The following is a 20,169-nucleotide window of genomic DNA, read 5'->3' as shown; positions in this document are numbered from 1 at the left end:
GGTCAGCCCTCGCCGTTCTCGATACGGTAGGAGCCGCGCTTGTCGACGATCGCGACGAGCCGGACGATACAGCCGTCGCCTTGCGTCCAGCGCCACGGGAACGCCGCAAACGTGACGCGCTTGCCGGTCACCTTGTCGATTTCACCGCCGACGTTCTCGATGCCGCAAATGCCTGCGCTCAGGATCGCCTGGTGGCACGGCTCCCATTCGGGGAAATCCTCGATGACCTTGCGACCGGTCTCGCGCTCGTACTCCATGTTGACCTGGGGAAGCAGCCCGTTCGGCCAGCCGGGACCATGCGGCCCGATGGCGGTGCCGAGCGGATGATCGAGCGCCTGCGTATCCGTGCCGATCATCTTGACCTTCTTCTTGGCGAACCACTCGCCGGCATCCTTGTAGAAGCCGGGCGAATACGCGTAGTACATGCGGCTGTCGCTGTAATGCTTGTGCCAGCCGGTGTTGACGATGACGATGTCGCCTTCGCGGATTTCCGGGCTGGCCTTCTCGAGATCCTCCGCGGTGATGACTTCCCACTTGCCTTTCGGGATCGACACGACGACGCCCGTGCCGAAGAAGTACGGAAGCGGCACCTCGTCCATGAACGGCGTGCCTTCGACCACGTGCGCGGGCGCATCGATGTGCGTTCCCGAGTGCATCACGGTGGTGATGCGTTGCGTGAGCACGCCGGACTTGGCCATGTTGTGGAGGCGTTCGATCTTGACGTCTTCGAAGTAAGGCCAGCAGGGCTGACCGAGACCCCACGGGTGGCTGAGGTCGTAGAACTCCAGCCCCATGTCGTTATTTAAGTTCTCCTGATAGTTGATGCCTCGGACTGTTACGGTCATTTGCATTGCTCCGGTTTCTGGATGTCGTTTGGTGTATGTACCGCAATTCAGTACAGAAGTACCGTATGTCGGTGAAATGAATACTAGTCCGACAGGCGCTCGAAACCATTGGGGGGAACCCGAATCGCGCGGCCCGATGTGGCGATATTCAAGTGGCTAAAACAGATCGCATGTCGCCACTCTGGCAAACTACCGACCTCTATTCATGGAACGGAATGCAAAATGGTTAGGTCAAGATCCGACGAAATCGAGCACCTCGAGGCTGGAGAGGCGCCGGCGGAAAGACCTGCGGTCCAGGTGATCGCGAGAGCGGCCGCGGTGCTTCGGGCGCTCAAGGAGCATCCGGACGGCCTGTCGCTCGGTGAACTCGCAAAGCTGCTCGGCCTGCCGAGGTCCACGGTGCAACGGATCGTCGACGCGCTTCATGCGGAGAACCTGGTCATTGCTGCGTCACAGGCCCGGGGCGTGCGTCTCGGGCCGGCGCTGCTGCCTCTGGCGGCCGCCGCGAAATTCGCGATCGTCGACATCGCGCGCCCGACCCTCCAGCAGATTTCGCGCGAGTGCGGGGAGACCGTCGATCTGTCGTTGCTCGATGCGGACAAGGTGGTCTTTGTGGACCAGGTCCGCGGCATCCACCGGTTGCGCGCCGAATCCGACATAGGCGTGTCGTTTCCGCTGCACTCGAGCGCGCCCGGAAAGGCGATGCTGGCCGCGATGGATGAGGATGAACGGGACCGTCTCAAGGCCGCATTGCGGCTTGGCAGGCTGACGAGCCGGACGATCGTGTCCTGGGAGGCGCTCGAGGATTCACTGGCCGAAATTCGTCGTACGGGCCTGAGTAGCGATCTCGAGGAGAATGCCGACGGCGTTTGCGCGATCGCGGCGTCGCTTCGCCTGCCCACCGGCGAGCTGGCGGCGATCTCGATTCCGGTGCCGACCCAGCGCTTCGCGGATCTTCGGGAACAACTCGAGGCGCTGTTGCTGGAGCAGTGCGAGAAATTGCAGCAACGGTTGCGCGGGAGCCGGTTCGGTTAGGACGTGACGAAACGGGTCGCCGTCGTCGATGCGGACGTCACGGATGGCTCGAGCAGAAGAACCACGAGCGCGACGCGCGACGGTCGAGCAAGCGGCTGAAGGAATCGGGCACCCGCTGCAGCCGGATCGCCCCGTCGCGCTGCCAATCGCCAGGCGACCGCGACGATGGCCTGCCGATGTTCGCGCGCGGCGAATCCCTTTCGAACGTGCTCGGGCAACCGTCCGGCCTCGGGCCTCACACGCTGAAGCGGTGGCCCGGCAGCCATGCGGTCGCAGGTCCCGACCGTTCACGCGGCGGTGCCGGGCGTCCCGGAATGGCCGGTCCGAGCCGGCCATGGATTATCCGCGGCCGCCTGGCCCGCGACACCCACGGCCGTCCTGCCCGTTTCCCGCCACGACACATCGCGCTTTCACTGCGACTCGGCTTGCACGCGAAGACGGTAGTGTGCGATCGAGACGGCGGCGATGGCGATGCAGCCCAGGATGAAGGCCGCCGTAAAGACGCGTTGCGTGTTGGCCGCGACGATATCCATGAACGAGGACAGGAACTGGCCGAGAAAGATCGACATCGACAGATAGGCCAGATGCCGTCCTCTTTGCGCAACGGGGCTTTGTTCGACGGTCATGTGATTGACCAGCGGCACGGAGAAGCCGAATCCGCAACCCATCGCGATCCCGCCGAATACGGCTGCCGCGATCGAGTGGGACAACGCGAACGTGGCGTGCGCCGCGATGTAGCAGGCGAATGCCAGAACGAGGGTTTGACGTTCGCCGATGGACGACGCCACGCGCGGCATCTGCGAGGCCGCGACGACGGCGACCAGCGATATGAAGGACAGGAAATAGCCCGTCTGCGATTCGTTCAGGCTCAGCGACCCGAGCAAGAGCGGCAGCGCGATGATCCCCGTGAAGAACAGGACCATCGAGGCGCTGGCCGAGAAGAAGACGAGCTTCAGGCTTGCCGAAATCGGGGCCGGCTCGGCCTGCGTTTCGGAGCCGTCCTGCCCGATCACGTTGGGAACGAATGCCCACATCATCGCGAGCAGCACCCAGGCGACCAGGTAGAGCAGGAACGGGAATTGCCAGCCGTAAGCGGCAAGCACGCCGCCGATCGAGAGGAAAATGACGCCCCCCAGTTCGATCGACATGCCTTGCCTCGCGATCATGGCCAGGCGCTCCTGGCCCTCATAGAGGGCCGAAATCATCCCGGTGCCGGCGGACATGACGAGGGCGGTTGCGCCGCCGAGCAGCAGCCGGTCCGCGAGCACCACGTACTCGCCCCGCAGGAAGATGCCGGCGACACCGAGCAATCCGTACAGGAAAAGCCCGATGCACAGCGCGCGGTAGAGCCCGGTGCGCTCGATGAACCGGCCGACGATGGGGCCGAAGAGCACGACGCCCAGCGACGGCGTCGTGACGAGCCAGCTTGCCGACGACGGCAAGCCCAGCGCGGTTGCGATGGAGGGCAGGCCGGGCACGATGACGCAGCCGACCATGATCGTGAGACAGGCGACGCTCAACAAGGTGAAGGCGGCGGCTTTCGATGTGGAACGCGAGTTCATGTTTGCTTCCGATTCCGTGTTGTACTATAGTGTCCGATCAGTGGAACACCAATATCCTCTGTATGGAACAAGGGTAGGGTGTGCTTGCCGATTGGTCAAGCGTTCTTTCCGTATAAACCCTAAGGATGTGAAGCGTGGACGAGATACAGGAACCGGAAGCCGACGGTGCGTCGGGCAAGCAGGTCATCGCGCGGGCGGTGGCGGTGCTGCGTGCTTTGGAAGGGCAATCGGTCGGGCTGAGCCTTTCGCAGATCGCGCGGGCCGCGGCGCTGCCGCGCACGACCGTGCACCGTCTTGTCAATGCGCTGGAGGCGCAAGGTTTCGTGGCGACCGGCTCGGCCGGGATCCGCCTGGGGCCGGCGTTGATCCGGCTCGCGGCATCGGCGCACATGGACGTGGTGGCCGTGGCCAAGCCCTTTGCGGATGCGTTGAGCCGGCGCACGCGCGAGACCGTCGATATCTGCGTGATACGCGGCGCGCATGCGATCTCGGTCGACCAGTACCTTTCCGACCAGGAGCTTCGCGTCGGTTCGAGCATCGGCACCGCTTTCCCGCTTCATTGCACCGCCCACGGAAAGGTCTTGCTGTCGTTGCTGAAGGACGACGAAGTCGCGTCGCTTCTCGAGCATCCGCTTCAACGGCGCACGCCGGCTACCGTCGTCGAGCAAGAGACGCTGCTCCGGAGCCTGGCGGAGATCCGCGATCTCGGATACGCCGTTGATCGGGAGGAGCACGCGTCGGGGGTGTGCGGGTTGGGGGTGGCGATCGAAACGGCTTCGCCGCAGAGCTACGCGATGGCGCTCGCTGTGCCCGCGCTGCGATTCGAGGCGCGATTCGAGGATTTGCTCGCGGCACTTCGACAGACCAAGTCGGAAATTGAATCGGCGCTGGGCGCTACCCGTGCGGCGAAGGCGGTCGTCGCGCCGTCTTGATCTGCCACGCTGGAATCGTGGAGGCCGGTTGGCTTCCGTCGATACGGCGGGTGGATCTTCATGATTCGCATTCCTGAGTTTCAAGGCGCGACAGATTGTCGGGCGACCTGGCAGATCCGGCTGGTGCAGACATCCGGAGCGGGCAACCGGCGGTGGTCGACCGGTTCCGCGTGCAGGTGTTCGCGATCGGTCCGGCGTTCCGCCATCGGTTCCGCGGGATCGGCGCGGCGGCCGCGTTCTGAAGGTGTCGTTCGTGCGCAGCCGGTCGGCCGGAACGGCCCGGTGGGTGAAGGTCAGCGTTCCGTTTCGACGGCGCGGCGCCGACAGCCGCCGCGCCGGTTGCCCATGTGACGCCGCCGTCGCGGGGCGTCACGTTGCGCACGGTCGCGTTATCGCGCGAGTGCGGCGAGACGCGGGAACAGCGGCAGTGCGTTCGCACGATTGATCGCGGCGTGCCGATCGGCATCCAGCGCGGCGTACCCGTCCTGCGAATGGGTGAACGACGTGCTGACGGACGGCGGCGCGTACGGGAAGTCGCTGCCGTACAGCACGCGCTCGGGTTGCGCGAACGCGACGAGGCTCGGCAGTGCCGACGGCGACGACAGTGCGGTATCGAAGTAGAACCTGCGCAGCAGGTCGAGCAGCCCGTCGCGATCCGGAACGTCGTTGCGCACGCCTGGTGCAAGTTCGGCGAAGCGGTACGCGGTGTACGGCAGGAAACCGCCGGCATGCGACAGGATGATGCGCACGTTCGGGTAGCGCGCGATCACGCCGTTGAGCACGAGTTGCAGGGCCGTGCGGGTCGTGTCGAACGGATAGTCGAGCAGCGGGCCGGGCATGCCGGTCAGCACGTCGATCGCGGGCTTCGCCGGGTGGATGAACACCACCGCATGACGGCGGTCGAGCGCGGCCCACACCGGGTCGAACGCCGCATCGCCGAGATATTTGCCGCCGTAGTTGCTGAGCAGCACGACGCCGTCGGCCTCCAGTGTGTCGAACGCGAAGTCGATTTCGGCGAGCGTGCCGTCGACGTCCGGCAGCGGCAGCGTGGCGAAGTTGCCGAAGCGCGACGGCCATTTCGCGACGAGGCCGGCCACGTATTCGTTGACCTGACGCGCCATGTCGAGCTTGGCCTGGCCGGCCCAGCCCTGTACGCCGGGCGCCGTCAGCGACAGCACGCCGGTCTGGATCTCCAGCGAATCCATGAAGGCCAGTGCGCTTTCCGGGCTCCAGGCGGGGCTGCTCCAGCCCGACGGATCGCCGCCGTGGGCGGGCAGTGCGTCGGCCCAGAACGGCGGGACGACATGCTGGTGAACATCGATGCGGGTGCGGTTGGACATGATTCGGCTCCTGTGAAAGTACGCTGCGTCGCAACGCCTGACCGTCAGAATGCGCGCCGTTGATTTTTCTATCCAATATATTAAAGTTAACGATTGATTATTCTGGATGATCAATCGACTTCATGGACCTTCGACATTTCCGCTACTTCCTCGCGGTGGCCGAGGAGGGGCATTTCGGTCGCGCGGCGGAGCGGCTGCATATCGTGCAGCCTGCGCTGAGCGTGCAGATTCGCGCGCTCGAGGAGGAACTGGGCACGCCGCTGTTCGAGCGCAGTACGCGCAAGGTCGCGTTGACCGACGCCGGCCGGCTGCTGCTGCTCGAGGCGCGGCGCACGCTCGAGCAGGCCGAGCGCGCGAAGACGCTGATCCAGCGTGCGGCGCGCGGCGAGACGGGCATCGTGCGGATCGGCTTCGTCGGGAACGCGGTCGCGACCGGACGGCTGTCCGAGGACCTGACCGAGTTTCATGCGAGGTGGCCGGGCGTGGAGCTCGACCTGTCCGAAATGGCGCCGGCCGCCCAGCAGGAGGCGATTCTCGCGGGCCGGCTCGACATCGGCTATTGCCCGGCGCTCGGCGTGGCCTTCGACGAGAAGCTGGCCGTGCAGACGGTCGGCAACTGGTCGTGGGAAGTCGTGATGAGCGTTCGTCATCCGCTCGCGAAGCGGCGCGTCGTGAACGTTGCCGCAATCGCGGACGAGCCATTCATCCTGTACGGGGCCGACGGCGACGACGAAGGGCATCTGGCGACGCTGCGGCTGATGCTCGGCAGGGAACCCCGCATCGCGCACAAGGTGAACAGCACGCTTTCCGTGCTCGCCCTCGCGGCCGCGGGTCTGGGGCTGGCGCTGACCCCCGAGCCGCTGAACCGCATTGCGGCGCCGAACGTGGTTCACCGGAAGCTGGCGGGAAGCGTGCCGAAATCGAAGCTGGTGGTGATCAGCCGGATCGCCGGGGAGTGGGGGGCCGTCCGGCAATACCTGGCGATGCTGGGCGAGCACCGCGCGTGAGCGCCGCAACGCACCGCGACCCGGCCCACGGCGGGACAACTTCCCGTCGTGCAACCGGATCCTGCCCGTGAGCCCGCGATCGTCCGTGTCTTGCGCGAGTGCGATACGTCGCGCGCGGCGTATCGACCGGATCGGGAAAATACGGAGAAGGTGTCGCGCGACACGCAATCGAAGTATGCTGTAGCGCCGTCGTTTCACGCGCGCCGCCGGCCCTGCCCGAAGGGCCGCGGCCCGGTCCGTCGGGCGGCCAGAACAAACAATTTTCGCCCGGGAGTGGGGGCAATCATGACCATGCTGCGTTCGTGGGGTGCGATTCTGTCGTTGCTGGCGCTCGCGGCATGTGCAAGCCTGCCGCCGCAGGCCGATCGCGCGCCGACGCATGCGTACACCGATACGGACAACACGCGGCTCGGCGTCGCGTTCCGGCAGCAGGCCGGCACGCATCCGGGGCAGGACGCATTTCATCTGCTGACCGATCCGGTCGACGCGCTGGATGCGCGCGTGCTGCTCGCCGACCGCGCGGACCGGTCGCTCGACCTTCAGTACTACATCTGGCACGACGATCTGACCGGGCACGAACTGGCCGACGCGATCATTCGCGCGGCCGATCGCGGCGTGCGCGTGCGTGCGCTGCTCGACGATCTCGGCACGAACGCGGACGACCGCAAGCTGCTCGAGATCAGCTCGCATCCGAACATCGAGATCCGGCTGTTCAACCCGGTGGCCACGCGCAACTTCAAGAAGATCGGCACGGTATTCGAGTTCTCGCGCGTCAACCGGCGCATGCACAACAAGGCGATGATCGCGGACAACCAGGCGGCGATCGTCGGCGGCCGCAATATCGGCGACGAGTACTTCGGCGCATCGTCGATGCTGGAGTTCGGCGATCTCGACGTGGTCGTCCACGGCCCGGCCGTGAAGGATATCTCCACCGAATTCGACACGTTCTGGAATTCCCCGTACGCGTATCCGATCGATGCGCTGGTCGGACACGACGCCGCGCCGGGCGGGCTGGACCGGGAGCGCGAACGCTTGCGCGACTACCTGAGGGCGATGGAGGACAATCCTTACGTGCTGGAGGCGAGGCAACGGCTCGACCAGATCGTGCACGGGCAGGGCACGGAACTGTCGTGGGGCCGCGCGACGGTGCTGTACGACGACCCCGCGAAGATCGCCCGCGCGCCGAAGGACAGCGACGGGCACCTGATGCCGCAGTTGCGGGCGCTCGCGCTGCAGCCCGAGCATGACCTGCTGATCGTGTCGCCGTACTTCGTGCCGGGCAAGGACGTCGTCGAGCGGCTGCGTGCGCTCACGGCGCGCGGCGTGCGCGTGACGGTGCTGACCAACTCGCTCGCGTCGACCGACGTGGCGGCCGTGCATGCCGGCTACCGGCGTTACCGGGGCGATCTGGTGAATGCCGGCGTGCGGCTGTACGAGCGACGGCCGTCGGGCGACAAGAGCATTTCGAAGCAGGTCATCATCGGGTCGTCACGTGCATCGCTGCATGCGAAGACCTACGTGTTCGATCGCAAGAGCATCTTCATCGGCTCGATGAATCTCGATCCGCGCTCGCTGAATCTCAACACGGAAATCGGCGTCTACTGCGAGTCTCCGGCGATTGCCTCGCAGGTGGCCGACAATCTGGAGTCGCGACTCGACCGGATCGCGTGGCGGGTCGAGCCGGGCGCCGATGCGGCGGGAACAGGGCGGCTCAAGTGGATTCAGACCGATTCGGACGGCACGGTCACCGAGTTCGATCACGAACCGGAAGTGTCGGCCCCGCGGCGGATGGAAGTCTGGTTCCTCGGGCTGTTTCCGATCGAATCGCAACTGTGAGCGACGAGGCGCCGCACGGCGCTCAGCCGTGCGTGCGGTCGAGCTGTTCGATAACGGCGGCGAGCTGCGTCGTCGCGGCTTCGATCGTCGTGCCGGTCAGCCCGGAATATCCGAGCACGAAGCCGTTGTACGGGCGGCCGTCGCCGACGCGGTAGCTGCTCAGCGGCTGAAGCAGCAGGCCATGCGCGGCCGCGGCGCGGGCGACGTCGGTGTCGTGCAGCGGCAGGGCGAGATCGGCCGACAGATGCATGCCGCCCGGGCTCTCCCGAACGTTCAACACGCCGCCGAGGTGGCGCGCGAGCGCTGCCTCGAGGCTGCCGCGCCGCTCGGCGTACAGCGCCCGCATCCCGCGCAGGTGCCGCGCAAAGAGCCCGGTGTCGATGAATTCGGCCATCGCCAGTTGATCGGCCGAATGACCGCGATGGACGAGTTCGCGCAGCGTTCGGGCGAAGCGATCGACCAGCGCCGGCGGCACCACCATGAACCCGAGCCGAAGGGCGGGAAACATCGTCTTGCTGAAGGTGCCGAGGTAGCAGACAGGAGCGTCGGCGTGCAAGCCCTGGATCGCCGGCAGCGGCTGGCTGCCGTGGCGGAACTCGCTGTCGTAATCGTCCTCGATGATCCACGCGCCGCAGGCGCGCGCACGCTCGACGAGCGCCGCTCGCCGCCGGGGGCTCATCAGCGCGCCGAGCGGGTATTGATGCGACGGCGTCGCATAGATCAGCCGGGGCGGCCGGGTGCGCCATTGTTCGTCGGTCGGCGCCATCCCCTCGCGGTCGACCTCGATCGGCACGATATCCAGGCCGGTCGACCGGAACGCGGTCCGCGCGCCGTTGTAGCAGGGGTTTTCGAGCCAGCCGGATTCACCGGGATTCGCCAGCATGCGCGCGCACAGCTCGAGGCTGCTTTGCGTGCCGTCGGTGATGAACACCTGATCGGTGTCGCAGCGCACGCCGCGCGAGACGCGAATGTAGGCGGCCACGGCGCGGCGCAATTCGGGCAATCCTTCGACCGGGCCGTATGCGAGCTGTGCGGGCGTGATGATCTTCCATGCGCGCTCGATGCAGCGGCGCCATTGGGCAACGGGGAATTCGTCGAGCGACGGGAGGCCGGGCACGAACGGCAGCATGCGTTCGGGCTCGGGGTCCGCGTGCTCCAGCCCGCGCACGCGCTCGGACAGCCGAACCGGGGCCGGGCCGCTGTCAGGGGCGGCGCTTGCACGGCCGCGTCCGTCCCAGCGCGTGATCGTGCCGTTGCGCGTGGCCGTCACGAAACCCTCTTCGGCAAGGCGCTCGTACGCGTAGACCGCCGAATTGCGCGCGATGCCCAGCTCCGCCGCGAGTACGCGCGTCGGCACGAGCCGCGTGCCCGGCGGAATGCGGCCGTCCAGCAGCATGGCGCGCAGGCTCCGGTAGAGGGCTTCCTGCCGGCTGTGCCGTGTCGTGCCGTCCTGTCCGGGAAGCGATGAGATGAGCAGCGCGAGATCCATGGGCTGGTTCCAGATATTTTCCTTGGGCTGGTTCTTTCGAAGATCCGATGTGCGCCGTATCGTTCAGGCTCTCGCGGCGGCGGCCGGCGCGCGGGCCTTTCCGGCGCTCGTCGCGGATCGTGGCGCGTGCGTATTCTGATCGATCCGGCGAGCGGCTGTCGATGGGCCGGTCGAGCGATCGGGCGGACATGGCGGGCGCACGTCCGATCCGTTTCCGGACGCGGGGCAAACATAACGACGAACGGATGACCGCGTGCTGCCGGCATGCGGACGATTCGACGCGCGCCAGGGCGCGCAAACAGGAAACGAAACATGAAAGACCAGACCGTCATCTCTCCCACATCCCGCACCACCATTCACCGCCTGCCGGAACTGGCGAATCGGGACCGCACGATGCTCTACCGTATCGTGGACGAGGCCTATGTCTGCCACATCGGGTTCGGCGCGGGCGCGGACACGCATTGCATTCCGACCGCGCACTGGAGGCGGGACGACGACCTCTACATACACGGGTCCAACGGCAGCCGGATGATCAAGGCGCTGTCGGCGGGCGCGCAGGCCGCCGTGGCGATTACGCTGCTGGACGGCCTCGTGCTGGCCAGGTCGGCCTTCAACCATTCGATGAATTATCGATCCGCCGTGATCTACGGGCGGTTCGACATGGTGGAGGGCAGTGCGGAAAAGCGCGTGGCGCTGGACGCATTGATGGACAAGATCGCACCGGGGCGCAGGCATGACGCGCGGCCCGGCAACGAGAAGGAGCTCAACGCGACCAGCGTGCTGCGGATTTCCCTTGCGGAAGCGGCCGTGAAAGTCAGCGATTCGATGCCGTCCGACAAGGATGAAGACCTCGCGCTCGCCGTCTGGACCGGGATCCTGCCGCTGACGACGACGCGCGGTGCGCCGGTGCACGCCGACGCCGACATGCCCGTGCCGGACTACGTCCGGAACTGGGGCGGTTGAGTCGCGCGGCGAGGCCGCGCGGCTTCGCGCAAGGCGGCGCACGTCGCTGCCGGCCGTGCGGCCGCCGCGAGCGCCCGGAGCGCGGGTTTCGCCGGTCGGCCGTGCGAATGCCGCACTGCCGCGACGGCGCGCCTGTCACTCCGCGTGGTTTTCATGCGGCTCGTGCTGAGCCTCATGCTCCGGATGCGGCTCGGCAGGGCGCGGATGCGGCGCAGGCTCGTGCTCGGAGGCCGGTTGCCGCGGCGGCTGCGCGTGCTCCTGCGGTTGCGCCTCGTTGCGCGGCGGCGCCTCCTTGTGCATCGGCGGCTGGGCCTCGTTGCGTTGCTGCATGGCTTCGTGCTGTTGCTGCTGGGCCGCATTGCGCTGCTGCACCTCCTCGCGCTGCTGCTGGGCCGCATTGCGCTGCTGCGCCTCCTCGCGTTGTTGCTGCTCGTTGCGCTGTTGCGCGGCCTCGCGTTGCTGCATGGCCTCGTTGCGCTGCTGTTGTTGCTGCTGCTGTTCCTGTTGCGCAATCGCGCGGTTTTCCTGCGCGGCGCGTTCCTGCTGCATCGCCTGCTGTCGCGCCTCTTGTGTCGCACCGGGCGCGTGCTGCGCCGGCGCCTCGGCACGCGGCTCGTTCGCGCGGTTCTGCGCGAATGCGTCAGGCGTTGGGCGGGCGCCGGGGCGTGTGTCGTTCGCGGTGAAGTGCGGCATGCTCATCGGCGCGGCGCCCGGGCGTTGTTCCGCGGCCTGTCCGCGCATTGCTTCCGCACCCGGCTGCACCGTATTGCGTTCGATCGTCGTGTTCGTCGTGTTGTTGGTGACGTTGCCGCCGTAGTTGTTCGTGATGCGCGTGTTGCGGATGTTGGTGATGTTGTTGATCACGGTGGTCGACTTCGTGACATACGTGGTGTGGTTGTACACCACGGCCGGGCGTTGCCAGCCGCCGTTCCAGCCGGGGCCTTCCGGACGCGGCGCGCCCCAGTTCATGCCCCATGCATGCCAGCCCCAGTCGTGATGCCCGAAGATCGCGGCGCCGACGGCAATGCCCACGCCGAACGTGATCACGCCGGCGGCAACGACTTCCCCGGTGCTGTATGCGGGCGCCCGATACACATAGCCGGGGTAGGCCGAAACCGGTTCGCCATAGACGACGGTCGGGTTGTACGACGGGACATAGACCAGGTCGGGCTGCGCCGATTCGATCTCGATTGCCTGCACGGGCGGCGGCACGATCGCCGGCCCGGTGTAGAGCACCGGCGCATCGGCGGCCGGCGTGTAGCCGGACGGCGCGGCCTGCGCGACTTGCGTGACCCGCAACTGGCCGCCCGAGCGGAGGTGGCCGGAGGTCTGCGCGCGCTGGCGCATCACCTGGATCGCGTTCATCACGTCGGTCGGATCGTTGTAGTAGGCCTGGCCGAGCGACGTGGTCCAGGCCGGGTTCGACGCCATCTGCGACAGTACCGCGGGGAACGCGGTCAACGCCTTGATGGACGGGTCCCACGGTTGCGTGTCGGCGGCCGTGGCGAGTGCCTGCCCCTTCAGCGACGGGTTCTGCGTCACCCAGTTGTTGGCGGCCGTGACCTGGTCCGGATAGGTTGCGCCCGCCAGTACCAGTGCGACGAGCTTGTCGGGGAACAACGCGATCGGCGCGACCATCTGGTAGAGCTGGTCGGCGGTCGGCGGCGTGTAGGCGACGGGCGTCGACGCCGGTTGCGCCGCCGCGGCCACGCTCGCGTCGCTGGCTGCGGCGGCCGCGCTGCTGTCGCCGCTCTTGTTGCAGGCGGAGAGGCCGAGCAGGGACACGATGAGGGACGATGCGATCAGGGTGCGGACAGGGCGGTGTGCGTTCTTCATGTGGTGGGTTCGATGGTGTGTCGGCGTTGGCAGGCGCGGGGCGATGCGTTCGGCCCGGGCACTGTGCCACGACCGTCCGCGCGTCGAGGATGCTTCGGCTGGAGCGGTCGTGTTCGTGGGGTGGCCGTCCCGCGACGAATCGATATATCCAGTAAAACGCACGACACGCGCGGAGGTTGTCGGGTGTTATGTAACAGTGTGTACCTTGCAGTCCGTAAGCGGCAGGGCGCCGCCTGGACAAGCCACATGAAAGTTGTTTGTGCAACGATTGCAAGGCCGGGGCGCTGCACCGGATGCCGCGCGGCAGGGCGGCGCCATGCAGAAAACCCGCGATGGCCGGGCAGCCATCGCGGGTCGGTTACGCGGTTGCGTGCGGTTCCGGGCGTGCGCAACCGCGCATGCCCGGAACCGGGGCGGTCATCGGCTCGTCAGCGCGCGAAATCCGACGTGCCCTGGATGAACGCGTTCAGCCTGGAGATGTTGACGCTGCCGAAGCCCGTCGTCGCGTCCCAGCCGGCCTTCGCCTTGTAGCCGTAGGTGCCGCTGCCGTTGTTGCCGGACGTGACGTCGTGCACCAGTGCCGCGTTGGACGGGAAGTACTTGTAGATGCTCGACGCGGGGAAGCCGAGCGCGTTGTTGTTCGCCGACTGCAGCCGCGCCCAGATACCCGTGAAGATCGGCGCGGCGAGGCTCGTGCCGCCTTCGTTGTTCAGGTAGCCCGAACCCCACAGCGTGTCGGACGTCTGGCCGTTCACGACGAGGATGGCGCCGGTGCGCAGGTCGGCGTCGAAGCCGACGTCCGGCAGCGCGCGCTTGGTCGACCCGGTGAGGCTCGACGATTGCCACGACGGCGCGGCTTCGTACTTGCTGTAGCCGCCGCCCGTCGACCACACGGTGCCCGACTGCCAGCTCGGATCGTTCCACACGATCTCGCTGTTGTACGCGTTGGTCGACGTGTTCGTGAACAGCGTCGTGCCGCCGACGGCGATGACGTACGGCGACGTTGCCGGCTCGCTCACCGTGTAGGTCGAGCGCGACGGCGCGCCGCCCGCGCATTCGTACGCGCCATGGTCGCCGGCGGATACCGAGAAGGTCTGCCCCTGCGCGACCGCCTGCTTGAAGATGGTGTCGTCGGTTGCCTGCGAGCCGGTGCTGTTCGCGGACGATTCGCACACGCCGAGCGACACGTTGATCACCTTCGCGACGTTGTCGGTCACGGCCTTGTTGTACGCGGCGGTGATCGCCGTGAGCGTCATCGACGGCGCGACGTAGAACACGACCTGCTTCACGCTGCCGCCGGCCGAGCCGACGATCGACTGGCTGTCGAGGTTCCACTCGACGGTCCCGTCGGTGTCGGTGTACGAACTGCCGGACGGGCCCGTCTTCACGATGCTGCTGTTGATCGTGCCGAGGCCGTTGTTCGCGGCGAACGTGTTGAGGTCGCTCACCGTCTGCGACAGGTCGCCTTCGGAGATGATGCCGACGGTGGTCTGCGAGGCGGTCGGCGTGCCGTCGCCGCCGTAGATCGACGAGAACTCGGTCGGGTTGTGCGGCACCGCCGAGGCGCCCGCCGGAATCGTCAGGTTGCTGGTGTTGCCTTGCGGCTTGCTGCCCGCACCGGTATGCATCAGCTCGACGTTCTGCAGGCCCAGCACCGCGCCCACGATGCCGCCGATCGCATTCGGCACTTGCGCGGCGTCGGCATTCGCATAGACGCTGCGGCCGTTGTGCGTGAAGCGCTTGAGTGTCGTGCGGAAGGCCGACTTGATGGTGGCCGCGGTACCGGACGCGGATACCAGCAGGCGGTTCGGTGCGACCACGATATTCACGAAGCCTGCCTTGCGCAGATGCGCGACGACCGAGGCGACCTGCTGGTCGGTCGGCGCATATTGCGCGGCGAACTGCGACGGCGTGAGGAACTGCCGGTAGTGCGGCGAGCCGGGCGTGCGCAGATCGTGCAGATACTGGTCGAGTTGCGTTTCGTTGCGCAGGTTCAGCCCGAGCACGATGTCCACCGATTCGCCGGGCGCCAGTTCGACTGCCGCGGCGGCGGCCGCCGCCGTGCTCGCGGCAGGCGCGCCGGCGGCGCCGGCTTCGTTCTGCTGCACGAGCGGCAGGAACCCCTTGGTGCGGGTTTCAGTCCAGCCGGCCGCCGGGGCGGCATGGACGGTCGCCATGCCGAACGATGCAGCCGCGGCGGCGGCGAAAGCGAGTCTGACGATGCGAATGTGCTTGTGTTTCTTGTATGCAACCTGATTCATTTGGATTACCCCTCCGGTTGAACATCGAACGGCACGAACAACAACGGTCGACAGCGGTGCGGATCGTGCACCGCCGCTTTCTGTCGCACGCGTGCGGATGGCACGGATGCGACAGGGCCTTCCGCCCGATCGGGAAAGCGGTTTTTTCCCGGGGCGAAATGCGGAAAACACGGTAACGGGAGAGCTGCGCCGCGATGCGGGGCAGGCGCGCCGGACATGACGCGGGCGGAAGTGCTAGAGCAAAAGCTTCGTTGTCCTGCTCATCTTGTTCGGTCCTTCGGCCCGCTGCCGGATGGCAGCCGTCCAATGTGATGCATCGGAATGTTGCATGCGCCGGCGCGCGAGCAATACGGCCGGCGGCGAGGACTTCGGTGCGGCGGAAGCGAAAAAACGTGGAGCGCGAAATCGATTGCGTAGCAGGCAATTCGTCTGATTGCGTGCATTGGACGGTATCAAGAACGAAAGCAGAGTGTCAAACTTTTTTTGATTATATGAAATTAAATTAAATCGAATAAGTGAAATGTTTTTGAAAAGATTGGATGTAATTTGTAATGTTCGGAACCGAAAAGGAAAGTAATGCCGGATTCGGCAGCCCGATCATTTCCGCTGCGTTCCGGAATGGGCCGGTGGCGTTCGAATGGACACTCGGTTCGTCGGCGCGCGCCGGAGCGTCAAGATCGGGCCCGGCATGTCGATCCGGCGCCGTGCGACAGCGGGTTCGTTTCCGATGCGCGGGGCCCGTCAGCGCCGGGTTGGCGCGACGGCCGCCGGCGCATGCGTCGGCGGCCGGGCGCCGTCAACTCGCGCCGGCCTGCCACCCGAGCCCGAGGCTCTTTTGCAGCGACACGTAATCCTTGATCAGTTCGGCTTGCCCGGCGATCACGTTCTGTTGCGCGGACAGCGCTTCGCGCTGCGTATCGAGCAGGTCGATCATCGACGCGACGCCGGCGCGATAGCGCTCGTCCATCAGCGAACGGGAGTGCACGGCCGACGTGCTGACCCTGGTGAGCGCCACGACGTGTTCGCGCTGGTGCCCGTAGCGCTGCAATGCCGTATTGGCGTCCTGCAATGCGCCGAGCACCGCCTTCCGGTAGTTCGCTTCCGCCTCGTCGCGCGACGCCTCGGCCGCGCGCACGGCGCCGCGCGTTCGCCCGAAGTCGAGGAGGTTCCATTGCAGATACGGCGCGCCGACCCAGGTGAAGTTCTGCTTGCGGAGCAGATGGCCGGGGTCCGTCGCGCTGAAGCCGAGATCGCCGAGCAGCGTCACTTTCGGGAAGTAGTCGGCGACGTGCTCGCCGATCTGCGCATTGCTCGACGCGAGCCGGCGCTCGGCGGCGCGAACGTCGGGACGCTGCTTGAGCAGCGTGGCCGGATCGCCGACCGCGATGCTGGCGGGCAGCGTCGGCAGCGGCGCGTCCGGCGTCGACAGCGCCGCGTCGAGCGCGCCCGGCGCTTGGCCCGTCAGGATCGCGAGCCGGTCGAGCGATTCCGTCACCTGCGCGTCGAGCGGGATCAGCGACGCGCGCGTGTTCTCGACCTGTGTCGTCAGGCGTTCGATGTCCGCATCGGCCGCGACGCCGCGCGCTTGGCGCTGCCGGGTGAGTTCGAGCATCTTCTGCTGCAGTTCGGCCGTGCGTTGCGACAGCGCAAGCCGCTGCTGCTGGTCGCGCAGGTCGACATACGCATTCGCGACCTCGGCCGCGATCGACACCTGCGTATCGGCGAGATCGGCGTCGACGGCCTCGGCCTGCGCGGACGCGGCCTCGACCGCACGGCGCGTGCCGCCGAACAGGTCGATTTCCCAGGTCGCGTCGAAGCCGGCCGAATAGAGCTGCAGCGGGCCCGAGCCGCCGAGCGACGGCGACGTGCCGCCCGACGCGTTCGAGCTGTTCGACGGCAGCAGCGAGCCGAGCGCGCTGAGGTCCGGTTCGCGCATGCGGACGGCCGCGACGGTGGCCGACGATTTCGGCAACTGCGCCGCGCGCTGTTGCGAGAGCTGCGCGCGGGATGCGCGCAGGCGCGCCTGCGCGGCGTGCAGATCGGGGTTGTAGACGAGCGCTGCGGCGATCAGCTCGTCGAGCCGGCGATCGTTCAGCGCATGCCACCACGCGCTCGGCGCGGGCGCGGCGGTATCGACGCCGGCGGCCGGCGCGCGCACGAACGTCGGCGCATCCGGCGCCGCCGGCGCACCGCGGTAGTCGGGGCCGACCGTGCAGCCGGCGAGCAGGCAGGCGGCTGCGCACAGCGTGAGCGCAGGGCGGCGGGGCAGGGCAAAGGGTTTCATCTGGGCAGACGGTTCAGTGGCCGGACGACATCGGCTGCGGTGCGCGCGGCGTTTTCAGCAGCAACGCGAGCGGCACGCAGGCGAGCAGTGCGAGGCCCAGCAGGTAAAAGGTTTCGGAGTAGGTCATCACGACGGCCTGGACCTGGATCTGCTGCGCCAGTTGCCCGAGCGCGCGCAGGTTCGAATACGCGAGGTCGCCGGTGTGCGTGAACCAGTTGGCCGCATAGGCCGACAGCCGGTCCTGCCCGATCAGCGAGTTGGCGGTGACCGATTCGCGGAGCGCGGCCGTATGGAAGGTCGTGCGCCGGTCGATCACGGTGCCGATGATCGCGAGCCCGATCGAGCCGCCGAGGTTGCGCGCCATGTTGTAGAGCCCGGCCGCATCGCCCGAGTCCTCGCGCGCGACGGCCGCCATCGAGGCCTGGTTGAGCGGCATCATCGCGAGCATCTGCGCGACGCCGCGGATCAGTTGCGACCACACGAAGTCATGGCCCACGCTCTGCGCGGTCAGGCCGATGTCCAGCATGCAGCTCAGGCAGAACAGCAGCAGCCCCGAGATCACGAGAATGCGGAAATCGACCTTGCCGAGCAGGCGCGGCAGGATCGGCATCACGAGAAAGGCCGGCAGCCCCGACAGCAGCATGATCCCGCCGGCCTGTTCCGCGTTGTAGCCGGCGACGATCGCGAGAAACTGCGGCAGCAGGTAGGACACGCCATACAGCCCCGCGCCGACCGCGGACACGATCACGATCACGCTCGCATAGCGCGGGTTGCGCATCAGCGACAGGCGCATGATCGGCCGCTTCGCGAAGCGTTGCGACAGCGCGATCAGGATCATCCCGGCGAGCGACACGAGACTCAGCGTGACGATCATCTGCGATTCGAACCAGCGTTCGCGCTGGCCTTCCTCGAGCACGACGGTGAGCGAACTCAGCCCGATCGCAAGGCCGGCGATCCCGAGCCAGTCCGCGTTGAAGAACGTGCTCCATTGCGGGCGGTCCGACGGCAGCCCGAACCACAGCAGCCCCATCAGCAGCAGGCACACGGGCAGGTTCAGGAAGAAGCACCAGCTCCAGTTCACGTTCTCCGCGAGCCAGCCGCCGAGCACGGGGCCGAACAGCGGGCCGAGCAGCACGATCAGGCCGAACAGCGTCATGCCGACCGGCAACTGCGACAGCGGCAGCCGCGTGCGGATGATGGTCTGCGCGGTCGGGATCAGCGCGCCGCCGGTGAAGCCCTGGCCGATCCGGCCGGCGATCATCATCGGCAGCGAATGCGACCAGCCGCACATCATCGAGAACGCGATGAACAGCGCCGAATTCGTCAGCAGGAAATTGCGCAGCCCGAACACGCGCGTGAGCCACGCGGCGAGCGGGATCATCACGATTTCGGACATCAGGTAGCCGGTCGAGATCCACGTGCCTTCGGTGCCCGTCGCGCCGATCTCGCCCTGGATCTGCGGCAGCGCCGAATTCGTGATCGAGATGTCGAGCGTCGCCATCAGTGCGCCGAGCGCGCCGGCCGCGACCGCGATCCAGTCGGTCACGCTTGCGCGGCCTTCGTGCGGCGGCGCGGGGGTGGTGGCGGGTGTGTCAGCCATGATGCTGCCCGTCGCCGGCCGGGTGCGTGTCGACGTCGACCGTGACCGACAACCCCGGCAGCAGCATGTGCTGCGCACGGGCGTTCGCGGCGAGGCGGATGCGCACCGGCACGCGCTGGACGATCTTCGTGAAGTTGCCGGTTGCGTTCTCGGGCGGCAGGAGTGCGAACTGCGCGCCGGTGCCGGGCGCGAAGCTGTCGACGACGCCCGACAGCGCGCCGTCCGGCAGCGCGTCGACGTGCAGCGCGACGGGCTGGCCGATGCGCATGTTGGCGATCTGCGTTTCCTTGAAGTTCGCGACGAGATAGATCGAGTCGACGGGCACGACGGTCAGCAGGCGCGTGCCGGGCTGCACGTACTGGCCGACGCGCACGGTGCGATCGCCGACGCGGCCGGCGAGCGTGCTGCGCACGGTCGTGTTGTCGAGGTCGAGCTGCGCCTGCGCGGCGCTGGCCTGGGCGGCCTCCAGCTGCGCGCGCGCCTGCTGGAGCTGGGCGGTGAACGACGCGATCTGCGTGCGTGCGGCGGCCACCGACGCGTTGTTTGCCGCGAGCGTCGCTTGCGCCTGGTCGCGCGTGCTCTTCAGGTCGGCCACGCGTTCGTGGGTTTCGGCGCCGGTCGCCGCGAGCGGCGCATAGCGTGCGTATTCGTCGCTCGCGTGCCGCGCGTTGATCTGCGACACCTTCGACTGGGCGTCGGCCTGTTCGAGATTCGCGTGCTGCTGGTGGATGTCCGCTTCGGCGCGCGCGATGTCCGCGCGGCGCGCATCGACGGTCGCGAGCGATTGGGCGAGCGCGACCTGGTACTGGCGGACGTCGAGCCGCACCAGCGGGTCGCCGGCCTTCACGGGCTGGTTGTCGCGGACGTAGACGTCGGTGACGTAGCCGGCCACCTTCGGCGCGGCGGTCATGCTGTCCGCCTGCAGGTATGCATCGTTGGTGCTTTCGATGAAGCGGCCGACCGTCCACCAGCGGCCGAGCCAGACGGCGCCGCCGATCGCCGCGAGCACCGCCGCGACGAGCAGGATGCGCCGCTTCGAGCCGTTGCCGTTGCGCGGCGTTGTTCCGTTTTCCTGACGATCTGCTTTCTGTGGCGGGTCTTGTGGCGTCGACATTCGGGCATCCAAATTATTCCAAGTGGAAGAATTATTCCACTTGATAAAATTGTGTCAAGTAGAAT

At 67.1% G+C, this 20,169-nt stretch carries 16 protein-coding genes; 7 read left to right on the top strand and 9 right to left on the bottom strand.

The window, feature by feature from the left end:
- Positions 1-2: 2 nt before the first annotated feature.
- Entirely contained in the window at positions 3-845 is an 843-nt protein-coding gene (locus GQ57_RS23510; RefSeq protein WP_052001445.1) for a cyclase family protein, read from the bottom strand.
- Positions 846-1,067: 222 nt separating this feature from the next.
- Between GQ57_RS23510 and GQ57_RS23505 the strand changes: the two genes are divergently transcribed.
- Positions 1,068-1,880 (top strand): IclR family transcriptional regulator, encoded by an 813-nt coding sequence (locus GQ57_RS23505; protein ID WP_052001444.1) that lies wholly within the window; start codon positions 1,068-1,070, stop codon positions 1,878-1,880.
- A gap of 410 nt (positions 1,881-2,290) precedes the next feature.
- On the opposite strand, the gene GQ57_RS23500 is transcribed toward GQ57_RS23505, so the two are convergent.
- Positions 2,291-3,442 (bottom strand): MFS transporter, encoded by a 1,152-nt coding sequence (locus tag GQ57_RS23500; protein ID WP_034199153.1) that lies wholly within the window; start codon positions 3,440-3,442, stop codon positions 2,291-2,293.
- A 134-nt stretch (positions 3,443-3,576) separates the two neighbouring features.
- On the opposite strand from GQ57_RS23500, the gene GQ57_RS23495 reads away from it, so the two are divergent.
- Together GQ57_RS23495 and GQ57_RS43115 are read left to right on the top strand one after the other, a co-directional pair.
- Positions 3,577-4,374 carry an IclR family transcriptional regulator gene (locus GQ57_RS23495; protein WP_200880668.1) on the top strand — a complete coding sequence of 266 codons (798 nt, stop codon included), beginning with the start codon at positions 3,577-3,579 and terminating at the stop codon, positions 4,372-4,374.
- Between the two features lie 95 nt (positions 4,375-4,469).
- Positions 4,470-4,616 (top strand): hypothetical protein, encoded by a 147-nt coding sequence (locus GQ57_RS43115; RefSeq protein WP_160257551.1) that lies wholly within the window; start codon positions 4,470-4,472, stop codon positions 4,614-4,616.
- 147 nt (positions 4,617-4,763) lie between these two features.
- On the opposite strand, the gene hndA is transcribed toward GQ57_RS43115, so the two are convergent.
- A complete protein-coding gene (gene hndA / locus GQ57_RS23490) occupies positions 4,764-5,714 on the bottom strand; it encodes a 2-hydroxy-1-naphthoic acid nonoxidative decarboxylase (RefSeq protein WP_031400627.1) in 951 nt (316 codons plus the stop codon).
- A 122-nt stretch (positions 5,715-5,836) separates the two neighbouring features.
- Between hndA and GQ57_RS23485 the strand changes: the two genes are divergently transcribed.
- Positions 5,837-6,721: a LysR substrate-binding domain-containing protein gene (locus tag GQ57_RS23485; RefSeq protein WP_034199152.1), complete on the top strand. Its 885-nt coding sequence runs from the start codon at positions 5,837-5,839 to the stop codon at positions 6,719-6,721.
- A gap of 285 nt (positions 6,722-7,006) precedes the next feature.
- Complete coding sequence (locus GQ57_RS23480; RefSeq protein ID WP_034199151.1) at positions 7,007-8,557, top strand: phospholipase D family protein; 1,551 nt, start codon at positions 7,007-7,009, stop codon at positions 8,555-8,557.
- Positions 8,558-8,579: 22 nt separating this feature from the next.
- Here GQ57_RS23480 and pdxR read toward each other — a convergent pair whose 3' ends face one another.
- Positions 8,580-10,046 carry a MocR-like pyridoxine biosynthesis transcription factor PdxR gene (gene pdxR, locus GQ57_RS23475; protein WP_031400630.1) on the bottom strand — a complete coding sequence of 489 codons (1,467 nt, stop codon included), beginning with the start codon at positions 10,044-10,046 and terminating at the stop codon, positions 8,580-8,582.
- On the opposite strand from pdxR, the gene GQ57_RS43110 reads away from it, so the two are divergent.
- Together GQ57_RS43110 and GQ57_RS23470 are read left to right on the top strand one after the other, a co-directional pair.
- Complete coding sequence (locus tag GQ57_RS43110) at positions 10,045-10,185, top strand: hypothetical protein (RefSeq protein ID WP_160257550.1); 141 nt, start codon at positions 10,045-10,047, stop codon at positions 10,183-10,185. The genes pdxR and GQ57_RS43110 overlap by 2 nt on opposite strands.
- A 173-nt stretch (positions 10,186-10,358) precedes the next feature.
- Entirely contained in the window at positions 10,359-11,009 is a 651-nt protein-coding gene (locus GQ57_RS23470) for a pyridoxamine 5'-phosphate oxidase family protein (RefSeq protein ID WP_031400631.1), read from the top strand.
- 135 nt (positions 11,010-11,144) lie between these two features.
- On the opposite strand, the gene GQ57_RS23465 is transcribed toward GQ57_RS23470, so the two are convergent.
- From GQ57_RS23465 to GQ57_RS23445, 5 genes are all read right to left on the bottom strand, one after another.
- Positions 11,145-12,845, bottom strand: coding sequence for a DUF3300 domain-containing protein (locus tag GQ57_RS23465; protein WP_034199150.1), 1,701 nt, complete (start codon positions 12,843-12,845; stop codon positions 11,145-11,147).
- 428 nt (positions 12,846-13,273) lie between these two features.
- A complete protein-coding gene (locus GQ57_RS23460; protein WP_031400633.1) occupies positions 13,274-15,106 on the bottom strand; it encodes a S53 family peptidase in 1,833 nt (610 codons plus the stop codon).
- 796 nt (positions 15,107-15,902) lie between these two features.
- The gene (locus tag GQ57_RS23455) at positions 15,903-17,390 is read right to left on the bottom strand and encodes an efflux transporter outer membrane subunit (RefSeq protein WP_034199149.1); all 1,488 of its coding nucleotides are present in this window, start codon (positions 17,388-17,390) and stop codon (positions 15,903-15,905) included.
- 13 nt (positions 17,391-17,403) lie between these two features.
- The gene (locus GQ57_RS23450) at positions 17,404-18,990 is read right to left on the bottom strand and encodes an MDR family MFS transporter (protein WP_031400635.1); all 1,587 of its coding nucleotides are present in this window, start codon (positions 18,988-18,990) and stop codon (positions 17,404-17,406) included.
- Positions 18,983-20,104 carry an HlyD family secretion protein gene (locus tag GQ57_RS23445; RefSeq protein ID WP_031400636.1) on the bottom strand — a complete coding sequence of 374 codons (1,122 nt, stop codon included), beginning with the start codon at positions 20,102-20,104 and terminating at the stop codon, positions 18,983-18,985. The genes GQ57_RS23450 and GQ57_RS23445 overlap by 8 nt, the downstream gene beginning before the upstream one ends.
- Positions 20,105-20,169: the final 65 nt, after the last annotated feature.

This window comes from Burkholderia sp. MSh2 (genome assembly GCF_000731655.1).
GTDB lineage: Bacteria > Pseudomonadota > Gammaproteobacteria > Burkholderiales > Burkholderiaceae > Burkholderia > Burkholderia paludis.
Note: the sequence above shows the minus strand (reverse complement) of the source record. Positions and strands in the feature narration are given on the sequence as shown.